This is a genomic window from Streptomyces sp. 796.1 (genome assembly GCF_047525675.1).
Taxonomy (GTDB): domain Bacteria; phylum Actinomycetota; class Actinomycetes; order Streptomycetales; family Streptomycetaceae; genus Streptomyces.
Genome location: NZ_JBLIWA010000075.1, coordinates 1 through 16364, shown reverse-complemented (window position 1 = coordinate 16364; position 16364 = coordinate 1). Strand labels below are relative to the sequence as shown.

At 71.8% G+C, this 16364-nt stretch carries 14 protein-coding genes; 6 read left to right on the top strand and 8 right to left on the bottom strand.

Going from position 1 to position 16364, the window contains the following annotated elements:
* The first annotated feature begins 55 nt into the window (after positions 1 to 55).
* The 4 genes from ACMA1D_RS31235 to ACMA1D_RS31220 all read left to right on the top strand — a co-directional run bounded on the left by ACMA1D_RS31235 (position 56) and on the right by ACMA1D_RS31220 (position 4380).
* A complete protein-coding gene (locus ACMA1D_RS31235; protein WP_414727351.1) occupies positions 56 to 1003 on the top strand; it encodes an ATP-binding cassette domain-containing protein in 948 nt (315 codons plus the stop codon).
* Positions 1000 to 1830 carry an ABC transporter permease gene (locus ACMA1D_RS31230; RefSeq protein WP_414727348.1) on the top strand — a complete coding sequence of 277 codons (831 nt, stop codon included), beginning with the start codon at positions 1000 to 1002 and terminating at the stop codon, positions 1828 to 1830. The genes ACMA1D_RS31235 and ACMA1D_RS31230 overlap by 4 nt, the downstream gene beginning before the upstream one ends.
* A 274-nt stretch (positions 1831 to 2104) precedes the next feature.
* Positions 2105 to 3703 carry a sensor histidine kinase gene (locus ACMA1D_RS31225; protein ID WP_414727347.1) on the top strand — a complete coding sequence of 533 codons (1599 nt, stop codon included), beginning with the start codon at positions 2105 to 2107 and terminating at the stop codon, positions 3701 to 3703.
* Positions 3700 to 4380 carry a response regulator gene (locus tag ACMA1D_RS31220; RefSeq protein WP_414727346.1) on the top strand — a complete coding sequence of 227 codons (681 nt, stop codon included), beginning with the start codon at positions 3700 to 3702 and terminating at the stop codon, positions 4378 to 4380. Before ACMA1D_RS31225 ends, ACMA1D_RS31220 begins: the two co-directional genes overlap by 4 nt.
* Before the next feature lie 20 nt (positions 4381 to 4400).
* On the opposite strand, the gene ACMA1D_RS31215 is transcribed toward ACMA1D_RS31220, so the two are convergent.
* The gene (locus ACMA1D_RS31215) at positions 4401 to 5741 is read right to left on the bottom strand and encodes a UDP-glucose dehydrogenase family protein (RefSeq protein WP_414727345.1); all 1341 of its coding nucleotides are present in this window, start codon (positions 5739 to 5741) and stop codon (positions 4401 to 4403) included.
* 254 nt (positions 5742 to 5995) lie between these two features.
* Here ACMA1D_RS31215 and ACMA1D_RS31210 point away from each other — a divergent pair, with 254 nt between their 5' ends.
* Positions 5996 to 7117 (top strand): acyl-CoA dehydrogenase family protein, encoded by a 1122-nt coding sequence (locus ACMA1D_RS31210; protein WP_414727350.1) that lies wholly within the window; start codon positions 5996 to 5998, stop codon positions 7115 to 7117.
* Between the two features lie 725 nt (positions 7118 to 7842).
* On the opposite strand, the gene ACMA1D_RS31205 is transcribed toward ACMA1D_RS31210, so the two are convergent.
* The 5 genes from ACMA1D_RS31205 to ACMA1D_RS31185 form a co-directional block, all read right to left on the bottom strand.
* Positions 7843 to 8694, bottom strand: a complete 852-nt coding sequence (locus tag ACMA1D_RS31205) for a helix-turn-helix domain-containing protein (RefSeq protein WP_414727344.1) — start codon at positions 8692 to 8694, stop codon at positions 7843 to 7845.
* A gap of 37 nt (positions 8695 to 8731) precedes the next feature.
* On the bottom strand, positions 8732 to 9277 hold the full coding sequence (locus tag ACMA1D_RS31200; protein WP_414727343.1) for a DUF6879 family protein: 546 nt from the start codon (positions 9275 to 9277) through the stop codon (positions 8732 to 8734).
* Positions 9237 to 9512 (bottom strand): hypothetical protein, encoded by a 276-nt coding sequence (locus ACMA1D_RS31195; protein WP_414727349.1) that lies wholly within the window; start codon positions 9510 to 9512, stop codon positions 9237 to 9239. Before ACMA1D_RS31195 ends, ACMA1D_RS31200 begins: the two co-directional genes overlap by 41 nt.
* A 417-nt stretch (positions 9513 to 9929) precedes the next feature.
* Positions 9930 to 10166: an antitoxin gene (locus ACMA1D_RS31190; protein WP_414727342.1), complete on the bottom strand. Its 237-nt coding sequence runs from the start codon at positions 10164 to 10166 to the stop codon at positions 9930 to 9932.
* Positions 10167 to 10390: 224 nt separating this feature from the next.
* Positions 10391 to 11746, bottom strand: a complete 1356-nt coding sequence (locus ACMA1D_RS31185; RefSeq protein WP_414727341.1) for an LCP family protein — start codon at positions 11744 to 11746, stop codon at positions 10391 to 10393.
* 106 nt (positions 11747 to 11852) lie between these two features.
* Between ACMA1D_RS31185 and ACMA1D_RS31180 the strand changes: the two genes are divergently transcribed.
* On the top strand, positions 11853 to 12389 hold the full coding sequence (locus ACMA1D_RS31180; protein ID WP_349995885.1) for an acyl-CoA thioesterase: 537 nt from the start codon (positions 11853 to 11855) through the stop codon (positions 12387 to 12389).
* 31 nt (positions 12390 to 12420) lie between these two features.
* Here the strand turns inward: ACMA1D_RS31180 and ACMA1D_RS31175 are convergent, their stop codons facing one another.
* Both ACMA1D_RS31175 and ACMA1D_RS31170 read right to left on the bottom strand, forming a co-directional pair.
* Complete coding sequence (locus tag ACMA1D_RS31175) at positions 12421 to 13905, bottom strand: LCP family protein (RefSeq protein WP_414727340.1); 1485 nt, start codon at positions 13903 to 13905, stop codon at positions 12421 to 12423.
* Positions 13906 to 14613: 708 nt separating this feature from the next.
* On the bottom strand, positions 14614 to 16364 hold a 1751-nt coding region (locus ACMA1D_RS31170; RefSeq protein WP_414727339.1), incomplete at its 5' end, for an LCP family protein.

Sequence of the window (16364 nt, the reverse complement as noted above, 5' to 3'; positions counted from 1 at the left end):
GGCCGCGGGCGATGGCGCGCGGCCGGCGGCGGGCCGGACGATCGGGAGTACAGCGATGATCAGGGCGTACGGGCTCACCAAGCGGTACGGGGAGCGGACCGTCGTACGGGACCTGACGTTCACCGTGCGGCCGGGCACGGTGACCGGGTTCCTCGGCCCCAACGGCGCGGGCAAGTCGACGACGATGCGGATGCTGCTCGGCCTCGACGCCCCCACCAGCGGCCGGGCCACCATCGGCGACCGCGCGTACGTCGCGCACCGGGCGCCGCTGTGCCAGGCCGGCGCGCTCCTTGAGGCGCGCTCGATCCACCCGGGGCGCACGGCCCGCGCGCATCTGACGGCCCTCGCCCACACGCACGGCATCCCGCGCCGCCGGGTCTCCGCCGTGATCGAGCGGGTGGGCCTCGGCGACGCGGCCGACCGGCGGGTCAAGGGGTTCAGCCTCGGCATGGGGCAGCGCCTGGGCATCGCCGCCGCGCTGCTCGCCGACCCGGCCACGGTCATCCTGGACGAGCCGGTCAACGGGCTCGACCCGGAGGGCGTGCTGTGGATCCGCAACCTGCTGAAGGCGCTCGCCGCCGAGGGCCGCACCGTCTTCGTCTCCTCGCACCTGATGAGCGAGATGGCGCTGACCGCCGAGCACCTGATCATCATCGGCCGGGGCCGGCTGCTGGCCGACACCACCGTGCGGCAGTTCGTGCAGGACGCGGGGGTCGGGGAGGTCACGGTGGTCTCGCCGGAGGCGGACCGGCTGCGCGCCCTGCTGGCCGGCCCCGGGGTACGCGTCACCGCCCACGGCCCCGACACGCTGCGGGTCACCGGCGTCGACGGCCGCCACATCGGCGACACCGCCGCAGCCCACGCCCTGCCGATCCACGAACTGACCCCGCGCCGCGCCTCGTTGGAGGAGGCGTTCATGGAGCTCACGCGGGACGAGTCGGAGTACGCGGCGCGACCGGGTGACGGGCCGGGGGACGCCGGAGCGCAGGGGGCCTCCGCATGAGCGCCCCGGCCGGCGGCCCCCTCGCCCCGTCCCGACAGTCGGCCGCCGGCGGCGCGCCGGCCGACTTCCGGGTGACCTGGCCGCGCGTGGTCCGCGCGGAGTGGGCCAAGCTGTGGTCGCTGCGCTCGACCTGGTACGGATTCGGCGCGACCGTGCTGGTCACCGCCGTGCTCGGGGCGGCGGTCGCCGCCAGTTACGAGTCCGGCGGCGGCGACGGGGACGTGGAACCCGTCGAGTTCACCCTGCTCGGCACCCAGTTCGGCCAGCTCACCATCGCCGTGCTCGGGGTGCTGGCGACCGCGGGGGAGTACGCGTCAGGGCTGGTCAGAGCCACCCTCACGGCCGTACCGCGGCGCCGGATGGTGCTGTGGGCCAAGGCGGTCGTCTTCGGCGGCGTCTCGCTCGTCGTCCTGCTCGTGACCGTCTTCCTCACCTTCCCGCTCGCCCAACTCTTCCTGTCGGGGACGGACCGCGCGGCCGGCTTCGGCGACCCGGGCGTGCCCCGCGCACTGTGCGGCGCGGCGCTCGGCATCGCCCTGCACGGCCTGCTGTGCCTGGGCCTCGGCGCCCTGCTGCGCAGCGTCCCGGCGGCGATCGGCGCGTACATCGGCGCGGTGCTGGTGCTGCCCGAGGTGGTGGGCCTGCTGCCGTACGACGGGGTCGACGACGTGGTCGCCTGTCTGCCGAGCCAGGCCGCGCACGCGCTGCTGCTCGTGGACCCGGGCCCGGACCTGCTGTCCCCCGGCCCGGCGCTGCTCGCGCTGTGCTGCTGGGTGGCGGCCACGCTGGTCGCCGCGGCGCTGCTGCTGGGGCGCCGCGACGTGTGAGGGCGGACCGCCGGGGCGGGCCCGGGCGCGGGGGTGGGTGTGGCGTACGCGTACGGGGGTGGCGTACGCCGTGTCGGGGCTGTCGGGGCTGTCGGGGCTGTCGGGGCGGGCCGGCCGCCCGCCCGGCTCAGGTTCCCTCGGTGGGCCGCTGCGCCCGCCGCCCCGGCGCACGCGGGCGGCAGGATGGGGGCGTGCGGAGGGCACGGGGCGCGCCAGGGATAGGGGCGCCCGGGGGAGTCGGGGGCGGTACCGGGGGACGGGAGGGACGCAGGGGATGAGCGTGCTGGGTGGGGCGCAGGAGTGGACGCCGGGCGGCCCGTACCCGATTCGGCTGGTGCACCGGGTCGTGCAGGGGGCGCGCGCCGTGGACACCGCCCGCCCGGCACTGTGGGACGCGCTGCTGACGGCGGTGTTCGGCCTCGGCGCCTGCGTGGACGTGGGCGGCGGCAACTGGCGGCACATCGCGCACTCCGGCACGGTCCCGGTGGCGCTCGTCGCGGCCCTGGCTGCGGGCTTCGTCCTGGCCCTGTGGTGGCACCGCAGGCGCCCGCTGGCCGCGTTCGTCGCCATGGCGGTGCTCGGGCTGGTGGACGCGTGGGCGGGGACCCGGCTCCAGGTCGGCCAGTTGGGGCAGTTGGTGGTGGTCTTCCACGTGGCGCTGCGGCTGCCGGGGCGGGCCCTGGCGGTCGCCGGGGCGCTGGTCGTCGCCCAGTCGGCGGTCGGCGCGACGCGCTGGCCGACCGGTGACTGGGGGCAGGCGTTCTTCCCCACCGTCACCGCCGGCCTGGTGGCGGCGCTGCTCGGCATCGTGGTGCGCAGCCGCCGCGACTACACGGCCGCACTCGTGGAGCGGGCCCGCCAACTCGAAGTGGAGCGCGACCAGCAGGCACAACTGGCCGCCGCGGCCGAACGCACCCGCATAGCGCGCGAGATGCACGACATCATCGGACACCACCTGTCGGTCATCACCGGCCTCGCGGACGGCGGTTCGTACGCGGCCCGCAAACGCCCCGAGCGCGCGGCACAGGCACTGGCGGCGATCGGCGCCACCAGCCGGCAGGCGCTGGACGAACTGCGCAGGCTGCTCGGCGTCCTCCGCGACGACCACGCCGACCAACCGCCGGGCCCGGAACTCGGCCCCCAGCCCACCCTCGCCGACCTCGGCACCCTCATCGACCGGGTACGCGCCGCCGGCCTGCCCGTACACCTCACCGAGCACGGCACGCCGGCGACGGGCCCGCCCGGCCGCGAACTGACGGTCTACCGGGTCGTCCAGGAGGCCCTGACCAACACCCTCAAACACGCCGGCCCGCGCGCCACGGCCACGGTCGAGGTGCGCCACGCGCCGCGCGCGCTGTCCGTGACGGTCACGGACACGGGCCGTACGTCGAGCGGGCAGCCCAGGGGCACGGGCACGCGCGGCGCGGGTACGGACACGGGCCGTACGGACCTGGTTCGTACGCGCACGGGGCCGGGCACGCGCGCGGGCACGGGCAGGGACGCGCAGACGGGCAAGGAGCCGGGCACGGGCACGCGCACGCGCGCGGGCGCCGGTACCGGGCCGGACGCCGTACGGGGCGGCGGCCCACCCGGCCCGTACGACCCGGCGAGCCCGTCCGACTCCGCACCCGCCGTCCCCCACCCGGGCCGCGGCCTGCGGGGCATGCGGGAGCGGGCCGCGCTCTACGACGGCACCCTGACGGCCGGCCCGCGCCCGGCCGGTGGCTGGACCGTACGGCTCGAACTACCCACCCCCGGCACCACCCCACCACCCTCACCAGCCACTCCACTCCGCGAACCAACCCACCCAACCAAGCCACTCCCACCGGGGCCGCCGGGCGGTTCTCGGCGGGGATCGGGGGCCGCGTCATGACCACCGTCCTCATCGTGGACGACCAGCCGCTCCAGCGGCTCGGCTTCCGGATGCTGTTGGAGAGCCAGGACGACGTGGTGGTGCTGGGGGAGGCGGACAACGGCGCGGCGGCCGTCCGCAAGACCGCCGAGCTGCGCCCCGACGTCGTCCTGATGGACGTCCGGATGCCGGGCGTGGACGGCGTGGAGGCCACCCGCCGCATCGTCGCCTCCGGCGACCGCAGCCGGGTGCTGATCCTCACCACGTTCGACCTGGACGAGTACGCGTACGCCGGGCTGCGCGCCGGGGCCAGCGGCTTCCTGGTCAAGGACGCCCAGCCGGAGGAGCTGCTGGCCGGCATCCGGGCGGTGGCCGGCGGCGATGCGGTGGTCGCCCCCGGTCTGACCCGCCGGCTGCTCGACGCGTACGCGGAGCGGCTGCCGGCCCCGGGCGGTGGCGGGCCGGGCACGGACGGCGGGCCCGATCCGCGGCTGGCCGCCCTCACCGAGCGGGAGCGGGAGATCCTGACGGTGGTCGGCAGGGGCTGGTCCAACGCCGAGATCAGCAGCCGGCTACGGCTCGCGGAGTCCACCGTGAAGACCCATATCGGCCGCATCCTGGCCAAGACGGGCGCCCGCGACCGGGTGCAGGCGGTGATCCTGGCGTACGACACGCGCCTGGTCCACCCCGCGCCGTAGGGGCCCCGCCGGGCCGGCCGCTACACCCGCGGGCGCCCCAGCGCGCGGTACGTCCAGCCGGCCTTGCGCCACAGCTCGGGGTCGAGCGCGTTGCGGCCGTCCAGGACGCGGCGCTCGTCCACGACGGCGCCGAGCTCGGCCGGGTCAAGCTCGCGGAACTCGCGCCACTCCGTCAGGTGCAGCACCACGTGCGCCCCGCGCGCCGCCTCCAGGGCGCTCGGCGCGTACCGCAGGGTCGGGAAGAGGGCGCGCGCGTTCTCCATCCCCTTCGGGTCGAAGACCGTGACCTGCGCCCCCTGGAGGTGGATCTGCCCGGCCACGTTGAGCGCGGGCGAGTCCCGTACGTCGTCCGAGTCGGGCTTGAACGCGGCCCCGAGCACCGCGACCCGCTTGCCGAGGAAGGAGCCGCCGACCGCCTCCCTGGCCAGCTCGACCATGTGGCTGCGGCGGCGCATGTTGATCGAGTCGACCTCGCGCAGGAAGGTCAGCGCCTGGTCGGCGCCGAGCTCGCCGGCGCGGGCCATGAAGGCGCGGATGTCCTTCGGCAGACAGCCGCCGCCGAACCCGATGCCGGCCCGCAGGAACTTGCTCCCGATGCGCTCGTCGTGGCCGATCGCCTCGGCCAGCTTCACCACGTCGCCGTCGGCGGCCTCGCAGACCTCGGCCATCGCGTTGATGAAGGAGATCTTGGTGGCGAGGAAGGAGTTGGCGGAGGTCTTGACCAGCTCGGCGGTCGGGAAGTCGGTCACCACGAACGGCGACCCCGCGGCGATCGGCGTCGCGTACACCTCGCGCAGCGCGCGCTCGGCGCGCTCGCTGGTGACGCCGGCGACGATCCGGTCCGGGTGCAGGGTGTCCTCGACGGCGAACCCCTCGCGCAGGAACTCCGGGTTCCAGGCCAGCTCGGCGTCGGCCCCGACCGGCGCCAACTCGCTCAGCAGCACGGCGAGCCGGGCCGCGCTGCCGACCGGCACGGTGGACTTGCCGACCACCAGCGCGGGCCGGCGCAGCAGCGGCGCCAGCGTCTCGAAGGCGCTGTCGACGAAGCGCATGTCGCAGGCGTACTCGCCCTGCTTCTGCGGGGTGTTGACACAGACGAAGTGCACGTCGCCGAAGTCGGCGACCTCCTGGTAGGAGGTGGTGAAGCGGAGCCGCCCCGAGGAGCCGGGCAGCCCGGCGACGTGCTGGCGCAGCAGCTCTTCGAGCCCCGGCTCGTACATCGGCACCCGGCCGCTGGAGAGCAGTTCCACCTTCTGGGGCACGACGTCAAGGCCCAGCACCTGAAACCCGAGCTCGGCCATGGCCGCGGCGTGGGTCGCGCCCAGGTATCCGGTGCCGATCACAGTGATCTTGGGGGCCATGCGGAGCTCCATCGTGCGGTGGCTGGGGGCGGGATGCGGCGCTGCGGTGCCCGAGCATAGTCGGGGGCTTGACCTGGCAATCGGGCTGCTGTCGGCTAAGTCACGTACCCCGACCTGGGCCCCGCCCCTAAGATTGGGTTACTTAACGGTTATTAACGCTCGGGTATGCATACTCAGGGAGTGAGGACGCCGTGGCCTCCGCGGAGAAGAACACTGTCGGATTCGACCTCTACCGCCCGGCCGAGGAGCACGACATGCTCCGCGAGTCGGTGCGTGCCCTCGCCGAGGCGAAGATCGCACCCTTCGCGGCCGAGGTCGACGAGGAGGGCCGCTTCCCGCAGGAGGCGCTGGACGCGCTGGTCGCCAACGACCTGCACGCGGTGCACGTCCCCGAGTCGTACGGCGGGGCCGGGGCCGACGCCCTCGCCACGGTCATCGTCATCGAGGAAGTGGCCCGCGTCTGCGCGTCCTCCTCGCTGATCCCGGCCGTCAACAAGCTCGGCTCGCTCCCGGTCATCCTCTCCGGCTCCGAGGAGCTGAAGAAGAAGTACCTGGCGCCGCTGGCCAAGGGCGACGCGATGTTCTCGTACTGTCTCTCCGAGCCGGACGCCGGCTCGGACGCGGCCGGCATGAAGACCAAGGCGGTGCGCGACGGCGACTTCTACGTCCTGAACGGCGTGAAGCGCTGGATCACCAACGCGGGCGTCTCCGACTACTACACGGTGATGGCCGTCACCGACCCGGAGAAGCGCTCGAAGGGCATCTCGGCGTTCGTCGTCGAGAAGGGCGACGAGGGCGTCTCCTTCGGCGCCCCGGAGAAGAAGCTCGGCATCAAGGGCTCGCCGACCCGCGAGGTCTACTTCGACAACGTCCGCATCCCCGCGGACCGCCTGCTCGGCCCCGAGGGCACCGGCTTCGCCACGGCGATGAAGACCCTCGACCACACCCGCATCACCATCGCCGCCCAGGCCCTCGGCATCGCGCAGGGCGCGCTGGACTACGCCAAGGGGTACGTCAAGGAGCGCAAGCAGTTCGGCAAGCCGATCGGCGACTTCCAGGGCGTGCAGTTCATGCTGGCCGACATGGCGATGAAGCTGGAGGCGGCCCGCCAGCTCACGTACGCGGCGGCGGCCAAGTCCGAGCGCATCGCGGCCGGCGGCCCCGACGAGGACCTGACGTTCTACGGCGCCGCAGCCAAGTGCTACGCCTCCGACGCGGCCATGGAAATCACCACGGACGCGGTCCAACTCCTCGGCGGCTACGGCTACACGCGCGACTACCCGGTGGAGCGGATGATGCGCGACGCCAAGATCACGCAGATTTATGAGGGCACGAACCAGGTGCAGCGGATCGTGATGGCGAGGAACTTGCCGTAGCGGGGTTTTTGCAGGTCAGCGGCCATTTTTGAATGGCAAGCGAGCTGTGATCGGCTTTTGGTCCGTTCGGATCCGTCTTGGGCTGATCATGGGCGCCATGCCACTCGCCAGCACCAACCCCTTCACAGCGCTGCTCTGAGCCTCCAAGGAACCAAAGAACGCCCCTGCCGAGAACGGCAGGGGCGTTCCTTTGCTGTTGGACGACCGACTCAGACGAGGCTGATTCCGGCCTGGGTCTTGATGGTGTCCACGGCCTCCTCGGTGAGCCAGCGGAGCGGGACGACGGTCCACTTGTCGCCCTTGCGCATGACCACGGCGTTGCCGTCCCTGGTGCGTCCGACGTGGATGAAACCGTGATCACGCCGCAGAGAGGCGTACCTTTGCTTGCTCAGCGGTTCAGGTCCCGGTACTCCTCCAGCAGCCGCAGAGCGGGGGCGAATGTGCCCCGCCCTGGGCACCGTCGATCAGTCGGCAGCGCCCACACCTCTCAGCACGACATACAGCGCACCACCTCAGAGCGCTCGGGGTCGTGCTCCGCCCTGGCACCACACAAGGGGCACTGCTGTCTGACGACTCCCTACGCCGTGACGTCGAACTCCCCCAGCTGTCGTGCCCACCCCTTCGTCGTGCGCGTGATCAACTGCTTCGGTGTACGAGGTCACGGCGAAGACGCTAGAGACCGGGCGGTACCTGGTGCGAGAAAGTTGCAGGTAATTGCGGACCGGTTAGCCGAGGGCAGCGATCGCTGTTGTGATCAAGCTGCGTGCGTGCGGCCCGTACACGGCACATCGTTGCAGCTCAGCGAACGTCTTCAGGTACTCGTGGACTTCGCTCGGGGTGGTCACGTTGACCGCGGCGGTCACAAGCTCCATTTGCACGCGGGCTTCGTCGTAGATCCGGAAGGACTCGACCGGCCACAGGGTTCGGCTGACGTTGAGTGGGATCACGCCCAAGCTCACTCGGGGCAACGAGATCACGGAGAGCAGGTGACCGAGTTGACCAGCCATTGCCTCAGCGTCTCCGAGCCGGTATCTCAGCACCGACTCTTCGAGCAAGAACAGGAACCGGTGGGTTCCCCGCCGGATGACGTTGGCCCGTTCCATCTTGGCTTCGATGGCTCGTTCCAGGTCTTCCTCGGAGCGGCCTGCTCCGGCCGACCGGGACATGATTGCTCGCACGTAGGCGGGCGTCTGGAGAACCCCAGGGATCACGTCGGAGGTGTAGAAGCGGAACAGTTCCGTCTGCTCATACAGAGTGGCGTAGGAGTCTTGGAGGCTCCGGAGCCCGGCCGACTTCAACCGCTTCCACTCGACGTACATGGACTCAACGGCACGGGATGCCGCAACCAGGTCGGCCACCTGATCCTCTGCACCACAGGCAGCGCACCAGGTCCTGATGTCCGCCTCTGAGGGCGCAACCTTGGCGTCTTGGATACGGGATGTCTTCGCCGGGTGCCACCCACAACGTGCCGACAGCTCACGGCCGTTGAGCTGAGCATCCCGGCGGAGATTTCGGAGACGCTCAGCGAGCGCCTTGCGGGCAGCCTGGGCACTTGACGACGCAGAGGTTGGCGACATGAGTGGGTGGTCCGGTGGTCGCGCGTGGCGAGGACGGTCAGACAGAGAACTTCTCGTGGGGGATGGCCCGGTCCCACACCGCCTCAAAGGCCGAGGTGCACAGCCTCGCCACCGCAGGCTCAGTCCGCAGCTCCTTGGGTGGCTCAGCCCAATCCCCGCTCCCAGTGAAGTGGTTGAACACTACAGTCTTGCCATCGAACACCCAGAAGTCGTTACCGGGTAGCGCGATGTCAGACGCCTGCCGACGGGGGAGCCATCGGACCAGCTCGCCGGAGGCAATGTTGACGTTCGTGCCTCCATGCTCGTACCGGATGTAGTCGGTCACCGGCTCCGAGACGATTCGGGCACGCCGGATGACCACGCCACGGTCTACTGTGGCCCGGATCATCTGTACCCAGTCACGCCAGTAATCCGAGTTCGGGTCGTTGTCCCGTTCCCCGGTGCGGAGCCAGTGAGCGAAGCCCGACGACTCGCCCCCGACGCCGTAGGCGTCACGCATCTCCAGGTGCACCGCTGAGTGAGTGCTGTGGGCCAGCAGCTCATCAAAGCTCGGAACTACGAGCCGCCCTACGCTCTGCGACATCACACGCCTTCCTGATGATCGGCACCATGCGTGCCGGAACCCGCATGACCCACTCGTGAGCGGGAATTCCCGCCGAGTGATCAGGTGCCCAGCTCTGGCCACCCACCAGAGCAGCCAGTACCGCGTCTGCTTTCTCGCCCTGGAAGATCAGGTCCGCTGTCTCCTCCTCCACCCACACCGTGGGTGAGCCGTCCTTCTCCGTCTCAGGGTCGATCCCGATGAACTCTAGAGCCACGGCTGTCTCTCCTGTCGAGTCAGTTGCGCGATCTTGCGGGATCAGTGCTGACTCATCGTCGCGCCTGCCCGCATCGAGTGTCAGCGGTTCGGCCAACCTGGGCTCCCTGACTGTCCGTGGCCACATGACCAGGAACTAGCCCGCATGATCATGCGGGCTAGTTCCTGGGGAAGATCCCCTGCAAGGGGGTGTTTTTGCAGCTCAGAGCTGTATGGCCGCGCGTCCGGTTGCCCCACGGGGCGATCAGGGGGAGACGGGGCCCGACAAGGGGGCAGGTGTGTACTGCGTACGGGAGGCCGTGGCGCGGAGGATGATCAGGAAGGCGTGTGATGCCGTCGAGCCTAGCTTCGCAACACAAGCCACACGTGCCCGGGCCCTTCCCGGCCGCTCGCAAGGAAGGGTCCGGGCGCTGGGGGGTTAGCGGTCGGAGCCGTCCTGGCGCTTGTCCATCTGGTCGCTGAGCCGCTGCTGGGCCGAGTCGATCTTGTCGCTGTACTTGCCGCCCGTCTTGCGGTCCACGGCGTCGCCGGCCTTGTCGATGCCCTTGCGCGCGGTGTCCTCGTGCCCCTTGAGCATGCTCTTCAGCTTGTCGAGCATGGACATGGCGTCCTCCTTGCCGAACTGGCTCTGCTCTCCCCTCCAGGTTCCTCGCATCGGTCCCACCTCGCATCCGGACCCGTACCGGCCCCGCCGCGACCGATGTCCGCCGCCGGGCCGCAGCGCCGCGAGCCGTGCCCGGAGCACGCACACCACGCCTCCACCCCCGCACAGACATCCCGTCCGCACACGACCGCGGGCCCCGGCGGAACGCATCCGCCGGGGCCCGCAAGTCGTACGGCCGCCGTCATCTCAGGGGCGCCGGGCCCCGCCTACCCGTCTCACTTGCTCGAAACGGTGACCTTCTCGTCGTTCTTGAGCTGCTCGATCAACTGCTTGACCTTCGGCATGTCCCACAGCACGGCCGAGCCCTTGGAGGTCGCGTAGCCGGGGTTGGCGACCGGCATGTTCATCTGCTTGCCGTCGCCGCCGGTGACGCCCTTCATCGCCCAGAACATCGACCGCAGCTTCCACAGGCTCATGTCCTTGTCGACGATGAGCGAGTCGAGGCCGGCGCCCATCGTCGGGTAGAGCCGGAACGGGTTGAGGATGGTGGACGGGGTGGCCGCCTGGGAGGCCAGCGTCGACAGGAACTTCTGCTGGTTCTTGGTGCGCTCCAGGTCGCTGCCGGCCTCGTACCGGTTCCGGACGAAGGCCAGCGCCTCCTTGCCGTCCAGCGTCTGCTTGCCCTTCTTGAAGTCGGCGCCCGACTTCTTGTCCTTGATGTCGCGCGGGATGTCCATCTCGACGCCGCCGACCGCGTCCACGATCTTCGCGAAGCCGCCGAAGCCGATCTCCGCGTAGTGGTCGATCTTCAGGCCGGTGTTGTACTCGATCGTGCGGACCAGCAGCTCGGGGCCCTGGATCGCGAACGACGCGTTCAGCTTGTGCTGCTGTTCGGGGATGCGCTTGCCGGACTCCGAACCGGTGAACGCCGGGATCGTGACCCAGGAGTCGCGCGGCAGGCTGACCATGGTGTTCCCGTTGTCACCGACGTGCAGGATCATCATCGAGTCGGTGCGCTTGCCCTCGGCCGAGCCGGTGTGCAGGTCCTTCTTCTCCTGGTCGGACATGCCCTCGCGGCTGTCGGATCCGACGATCAGGTAGTTGGTGCCCTTGCCGCCGTCCGGCCGGTCCTCCACCGCGCCCAGGTCGACCTCGCGCTTGAGCTTGGAGTCGGCCCAGAAGTAGGTGCCGATGGAGACGATCAGCAAGAAGGCGAAGACGCTGATCACACCGATGGTGATGCGCTTGCGCCAGTTCGGGCGGGCCCGCGGCGGCCCGGGCGGCGTGCCCTGCGGCGGCTGGCCGTCACCGCGCCCCCGGTCGGCGGGGAGCGGGCCGCGGCCCGCGCCGTAGACCTGGCCGGTGTTGTAGCCGTCGTCGTCGCCCTGCGCGTCCTGGTAGCCGTCGCCGGCGTGCGCACCGTAGGGCCCGGGGGGCTGCTGCCGCTGCGGGACCGGCCCGCGCGGCGACATTCCGGGCGGCAGCGGCGGCTCGCCTTGACGGCCGCCGCCGGCCGGGTCCCGGCGGACGTGCGGCATGGAACGCGCGATATCGGGTGCGGGACCGCGACCGGCGCCGCCGTTCCGCTCCCGGTCGCTGTCGCTGGTCCACCCCTCGGGCCAATTGCTCATAGTCGAAGTTTGCCCGGTACCGCCAACTGGCTCACAGCGCGGGGGTCATCTTGGGGCGCGGCTGTTGCAGAGCTGATGCATTACGGGGGCGCATAAGGTAGTGGACATGACCAATCAGGCCCAGGCCACGGAGGCAGCGATACCGGGCAAGCCGACCGCGGCTTCCCGAACCACGCTGTCCCACATCATGACGGCGGCAGACACCAACCTCCTCGGCACCGTGCACGGCGGCGTGATCATGAAACTGGTCGACGACGCGGCCGGTGCCGTCGCCGGCCGGCACTCCGGCGGGCCGGCCGTGACCGCCTCCATGGACGAGATGGCCTTCCTGTCACCGGTCCGCGTCGGTGACCTCGTACACGTCCACGCGCAGGTCAACTGGACGGGCCGGACCTCCATGGAGATCGGCGTCCGGGTGATGGCCGAGCGCTGGAACGAGTCGACGCCCGCGACCCAGGTCGGCAGCGCCTACCTGGTCTTCGCCGCGGTCGACGCGGACGGCAAGCCGCGCGGCGTGCCGCCGGTCCTGCCCGACTCGGAGCGCAACGCCCGCCGCTTCCAGGAGGCCCAGATCCGCCGCACCCACCGCCTCGCCCGCCGCCGCGCCATCCAGGAACTGCGCGCGCAGCGGCCGGACGAGTGACCGGGCGGCCGGCCGGGCGCTCGGTTGGCCGCTAGCCGCAGTTCACCTCGTCGCCGTGGCGGGCCTCGCCGGGCGGGGTGGCCGGGGTCTCGGGGCGGACCCGGCGGACGGCCTGGTGGTCGGTGCCGACGGTGAGGCGCAGGACCCGTCCCTGACCCTTGACGGGGCGCAGGTCAGCGCCGGGTACGGCGGTGGCCAGCGAGCGGGCCGAGTCGTCCCAGCGCGGGTCGTACGCGATGACCGTGCGGGTGGCGGGCCGGTCGGCACCGGGGACGGCGCCCTTGACCTGGGGCGCGCGGGGCGCGTTGCGGGGCGTGCCGGTGGTGGCGAAGCCGGTCGCGCGGAGCGCGCGGTCGGTCCTGGCGCCGAGCCCGGTGCGGCCGGTGCCGTTGAAGACCTGGACCCGGATCTGCGCCGGGTCGACCCGTACGGTGGCGGCCCGGGGCCGCTCGGTGCGGTGCGGGGCGAGCGGCCGGTCCTCGCGGACGGCGCGGAACAGCCGGTCGGCCTTGGCCTCGTCCCAGCGCACGGTCGAGCCGACGCCCGGCACCGGGAAGCTCACGTCGCCGATGGGCACCGAGGTGAACTCCGACGAGGCCGGCGTGAAGTTCCGCATCGCCTTGCCGAACTCGATCAGCTCGGTGCTGCCCAACTGGCGGTCGGCCCGTACCGAGCCCAGCAGCGACGAGGCCACCTTGCCGAACTTGACCGGGTTGAGCAGCACCCCGGTGTCGGTCACCTTGTCGATGAGCGCGGCGAGGAACCGCTGCTGGCGCTGTATGCGCCCGAGGTCGGCGGCGCCGTCGACGTGGCGCGAGCGCACGTACTGGAGGGCTTCGCCGCCGCCGAGCCGGTGCCGGCCGGCGCTCAGGTCGAGCCCCGTGTAGCGGTCCTTGAGCGGGCGCGCGGTGCACACCTCGACGCCGCCCACTGCGTCCACGGTCCGCATGAAGCTGGTGAAGTCGACCTCCAGGTAGTGGTCGACGTGCACGCTGGTCATGTGCTCGACGGTGCGGACGGTCAGGCTTGGGCCGCCCTCCGCGTACGCCGCGTTGATCTTCTGCGGGTGGGTGCGGCGCAACGCCCCGGTCTTCGGGTCCCGGTAGGCGGGAATCTCCGCGTACGAGTCGCGCGGCAGGCTGATGATGCTGGCGCGGTCCCGCTTGGCGGAGAGGTGGACGAGCATCAGGGTGTCGGTGCAGTGGCAGGGCGCGCCGCCGAGCCGGTACGCGGCCCGCTCGGCCGGTGAGATCTTGTCGCGCCCGTCGGTGCCGGCGAGCAGGAAGTTGGTGCCGTCGCCGGCCGCCGGGCGCTGGTCGAGCGCGCCGAACGGGTCGACCCGTTCGATGCCGCGCTCAAGACCGGCCACCACCGCGTGCCCGACCCCGCCGGTGACCAGCACCGTCGCGGCAGCGCCCAGGGCGAGCCTGCGTCCCCACCGGGGCCGGCGCGGCGGCGGTGGCGCCTTGCGCTGGCGCTGGTGGGGCGGGCGGGGAGAGCGGGCCGGTTGGGGCACGGGCGGGGACCTCCACGACTGGCTGGGCTGGCGGACGCGGGAAGGTGGGGACGGGCGGGGCGGGCGAGGCCGGTGGGGGAGTGGCGCGCGGTGGCGGGGCTCGGGAACGTGGTGCAGGTCGTCGGTCGGTGGCGGAGCACCCGGCGGGCGATTTGCCGTAAATCACCCGCAATGGATGCATCGTAGGTCCATATGACCGGCGGCGGGGCGCTCCACACCCGGCGTGGCTCCGGGCCACTCGCCCGGTACGGGGTGGAGTCCCCCATTCGCGGTAACGCGTCCGGCGCCGACGTGGTCACCTGGGCGGGGACCTCCGTACGCGCGTGCCCCCGCACCCCCGAGGGCTGACCTCCGGTCGGCGGCGACGCCGCGGCCCTCCGCGCCGGCGCCCAGGACCCGGCCGGGCCGATCGCCCCGATCGCCCTCCGCTGCCGGTTCCCGGCGCGCGGCACGGGGACAACGGGACGGCTGCGACCAGGAGTTCATCCGGCCCACCGCACCGGGGACGCCGTACGGGCGCGGGGCTTACGGGAAGGGGCCGTACGGTGCGGGCCGTGCGGGTACGGGACATGCGGAAACGGGTCGTACGAGAACGGGCCGTGCCCGCCAGTCTCGTACGACCCGTTCCACCTCGTGCGCGTCCACCGCGTACGCACCCACCGCGGGCGGCCCGTGCCGGCGCCCCCGCCACGCACACCGCGTCCGCGGTCAGAACGTGTAGACCGGGTTCACCTTCATGCAGGCCGAGGTGTCGTCGCCGTTGAGGGCGCCCGCGCTGTCGGGGGTCTTGGCCTCCTTGCCCTCCTCCGCTGCGGTGCCCCCGTCCGATGCGTCCGGGGAGCCGGAGGCGTCGGTGGCCGGGGTGCTGCTGCCGTCCGGCGAGGTGCTGCCGCCCGATGCGGCCGGGTAGCTCGTGCCCTCGCGCCAGTCGGCGCCGACGACCACCGTCACCTGCGGCTGGCCCGGCACGAGTTGGACGGCGCGGTCCGGCAGGCCGAGCGCCTTGGCGACGGCCAGCGCGTTGGCGCGCTGCTCCTCGGCGCCGAAGGCGATCGTCGTCGTGGACTGCGGCTTGGGCGTGGTGTCCGCGATGGCCTGCGTGAAGCCGCCGGCGATCAGGGCGTCCGCGATGACCGAGGCGCGCCGCGGGACGGCCGCCAGCGACGGGGTGCCGGTGCCGTTCTGCACGGCGACGGCGATCTCCTCCTTGGGCGCCGCCGGCGTGGCGGGCTTGTGGGTCTTCTTCGGGTGGAGCTTCTTCTTCTTGTCCTTGCCGTCCAGGGCGATGTCCTCGCGGATCATCTCGAAGAGGGTGTCCGCGTCGCCCGGCTTGGGGACGACGTGCGCTTTGTTCTGCGGGTCGGGCACCCACGGCATGGTCGTCATGGTGATGCGCTTGGTGGGTACCTGCTTGAGGTCGTTGCCCAGGTCGTACAGCTTCTTGACGGTGCCCAGGCCGTAGTCGACCTTGAGCGCCTTGGTCGCCGACTCGGCCAGGTCCATCAGCTTGCCCGGGTCGCTCAGCTTGGTGCCGGACTTGAGCTGGCGCACCATCGCGTTCATGTACATGTGCTGCGCCTTGGCGCGGCCGATGTCGCTGCCGTCCTCGAAGCCGTGTCGGGTGCGCAGCCACTGGAGCGCCTGCTTCCCCTTGATCTCCTTCTCGCCCTTCTCCAGGCGCAGCCCGGAGTCGGGGTCCTTCACGTTGTTGTCGACGCAGACCGGGACGCCGCCCACCGCGTCCGCCATGTCCACCACACCGGCGAAGTCGATCATCATGAAGTGGTCGATGGGCACTCCGGAGAGCGCCTCCCAGGTGGCCACCGTGCAGCCGGGGCCGCCGTTCTGGAGGCTGGAGTTGATGATGTTGCGGTCCGACTCCGGGTAGACCGTGCCGTCGCTGTCGGTGCACTTGGGGATGGTGACGCGGGTGTCGCGCGGGATGCTGACCACCGACATGTTGCTGCGGTCGGCCGAGACGTGCACCAGCATCTGGACGTCGGCGAGCGGCTTGCGGTCGCGGTCCTTGCGGGACCCGCCGAGCTTGATGTTCTCCTCGCTGTTCCGGCTGTCCGAGCCGAGCAGCAGGATGTTCAGCGGCCGGTCGCCGTCGGCGTTGGGCGCGCTCTTGTCCAACTGGTTCTCGCCGAGGTTGAGATCGTCCTTCTCTATGTTGCCGTTGAGGTGCTGGTAGTAGAGGTAGCCGGCGCCGGCCGTGCCCAGGATGAGGAGGGCCAGGCTGCCGCTGGTCCACAGCAGGATGCGGCGGGTTTTGGAGCGCCCGCGCACGCGCTGCTGGCGCCGGGTACCCGCGCGGCGCGAGCCGCCGTCGCGGGGCGCGGGGACGGCCGCGCCCTCCGTGCCGTCCGCTGGTCCGCCGTCGCCGCCGGCCGCGGGGGTCGCCGCCGGGGCGCCCGCCCGGCGGGCCCGCCGTCCGCCGCCCTGCCGGGGAGCGGCGC

Coding starts and splice junctions, on each gene's coding strand:
- ACMA1D_RS31220 (WP_414727346.1), top strand. CDS start 3,700: ATGACCACCGTCCTCATCGTGGACGACCAGCCGCTCCAGCGGCTCGGC.
- ACMA1D_RS31180 (WP_349995885.1), top strand. CDS start 11,853: ATGACCAATCAGGCCCAGGCCACGGAGGCAGCGATACCGGGCAAGCCG.
- ACMA1D_RS31190 (WP_414727342.1), bottom strand. CDS start 10,166: ATGCGAGGAACCTGGAGGGGAGAGCAGAGCCAGTTCGGCAAGGAGGAC.
- ACMA1D_RS31230 (WP_414727348.1), top strand. CDS start 1,000: ATGAGCGCCCCGGCCGGCGGCCCCCTCGCCCCGTCCCGACAGTCGGCC.
- ACMA1D_RS31200 (WP_414727343.1), bottom strand. CDS start 9,277: ATGTCGCAGAGCGTAGGGCGGCTCGTAGTTCCGAGCTTTGATGAGCTG.
- ACMA1D_RS31235 (WP_414727351.1), top strand. CDS start 56: ATGATCAGGGCGTACGGGCTCACCAAGCGGTACGGGGAGCGGACCGTC.
- ACMA1D_RS31215 (WP_414727345.1), bottom strand. CDS start 5,741: ATGGCCCCCAAGATCACTGTGATCGGCACCGGATACCTGGGCGCGACC.
- ACMA1D_RS31185 (WP_414727341.1), bottom strand. CDS start 11,746: ATGAGCAATTGGCCCGAGGGGTGGACCAGCGACAGCGACCGGGAGCGG.
- ACMA1D_RS31225 (WP_414727347.1), top strand. CDS start 2,105: ATGAGCGTGCTGGGTGGGGCGCAGGAGTGGACGCCGGGCGGCCCGTAC.
- ACMA1D_RS31205 (WP_414727344.1), bottom strand. CDS start 8,694: ATGTCGCCAACCTCTGCGTCGTCAAGTGCCCAGGCTGCCCGCAAGGCG.
- ACMA1D_RS31210 (WP_414727350.1), top strand. CDS start 5,996: ATGCTCCGCGAGTCGGTGCGTGCCCTCGCCGAGGCGAAGATCGCACCC.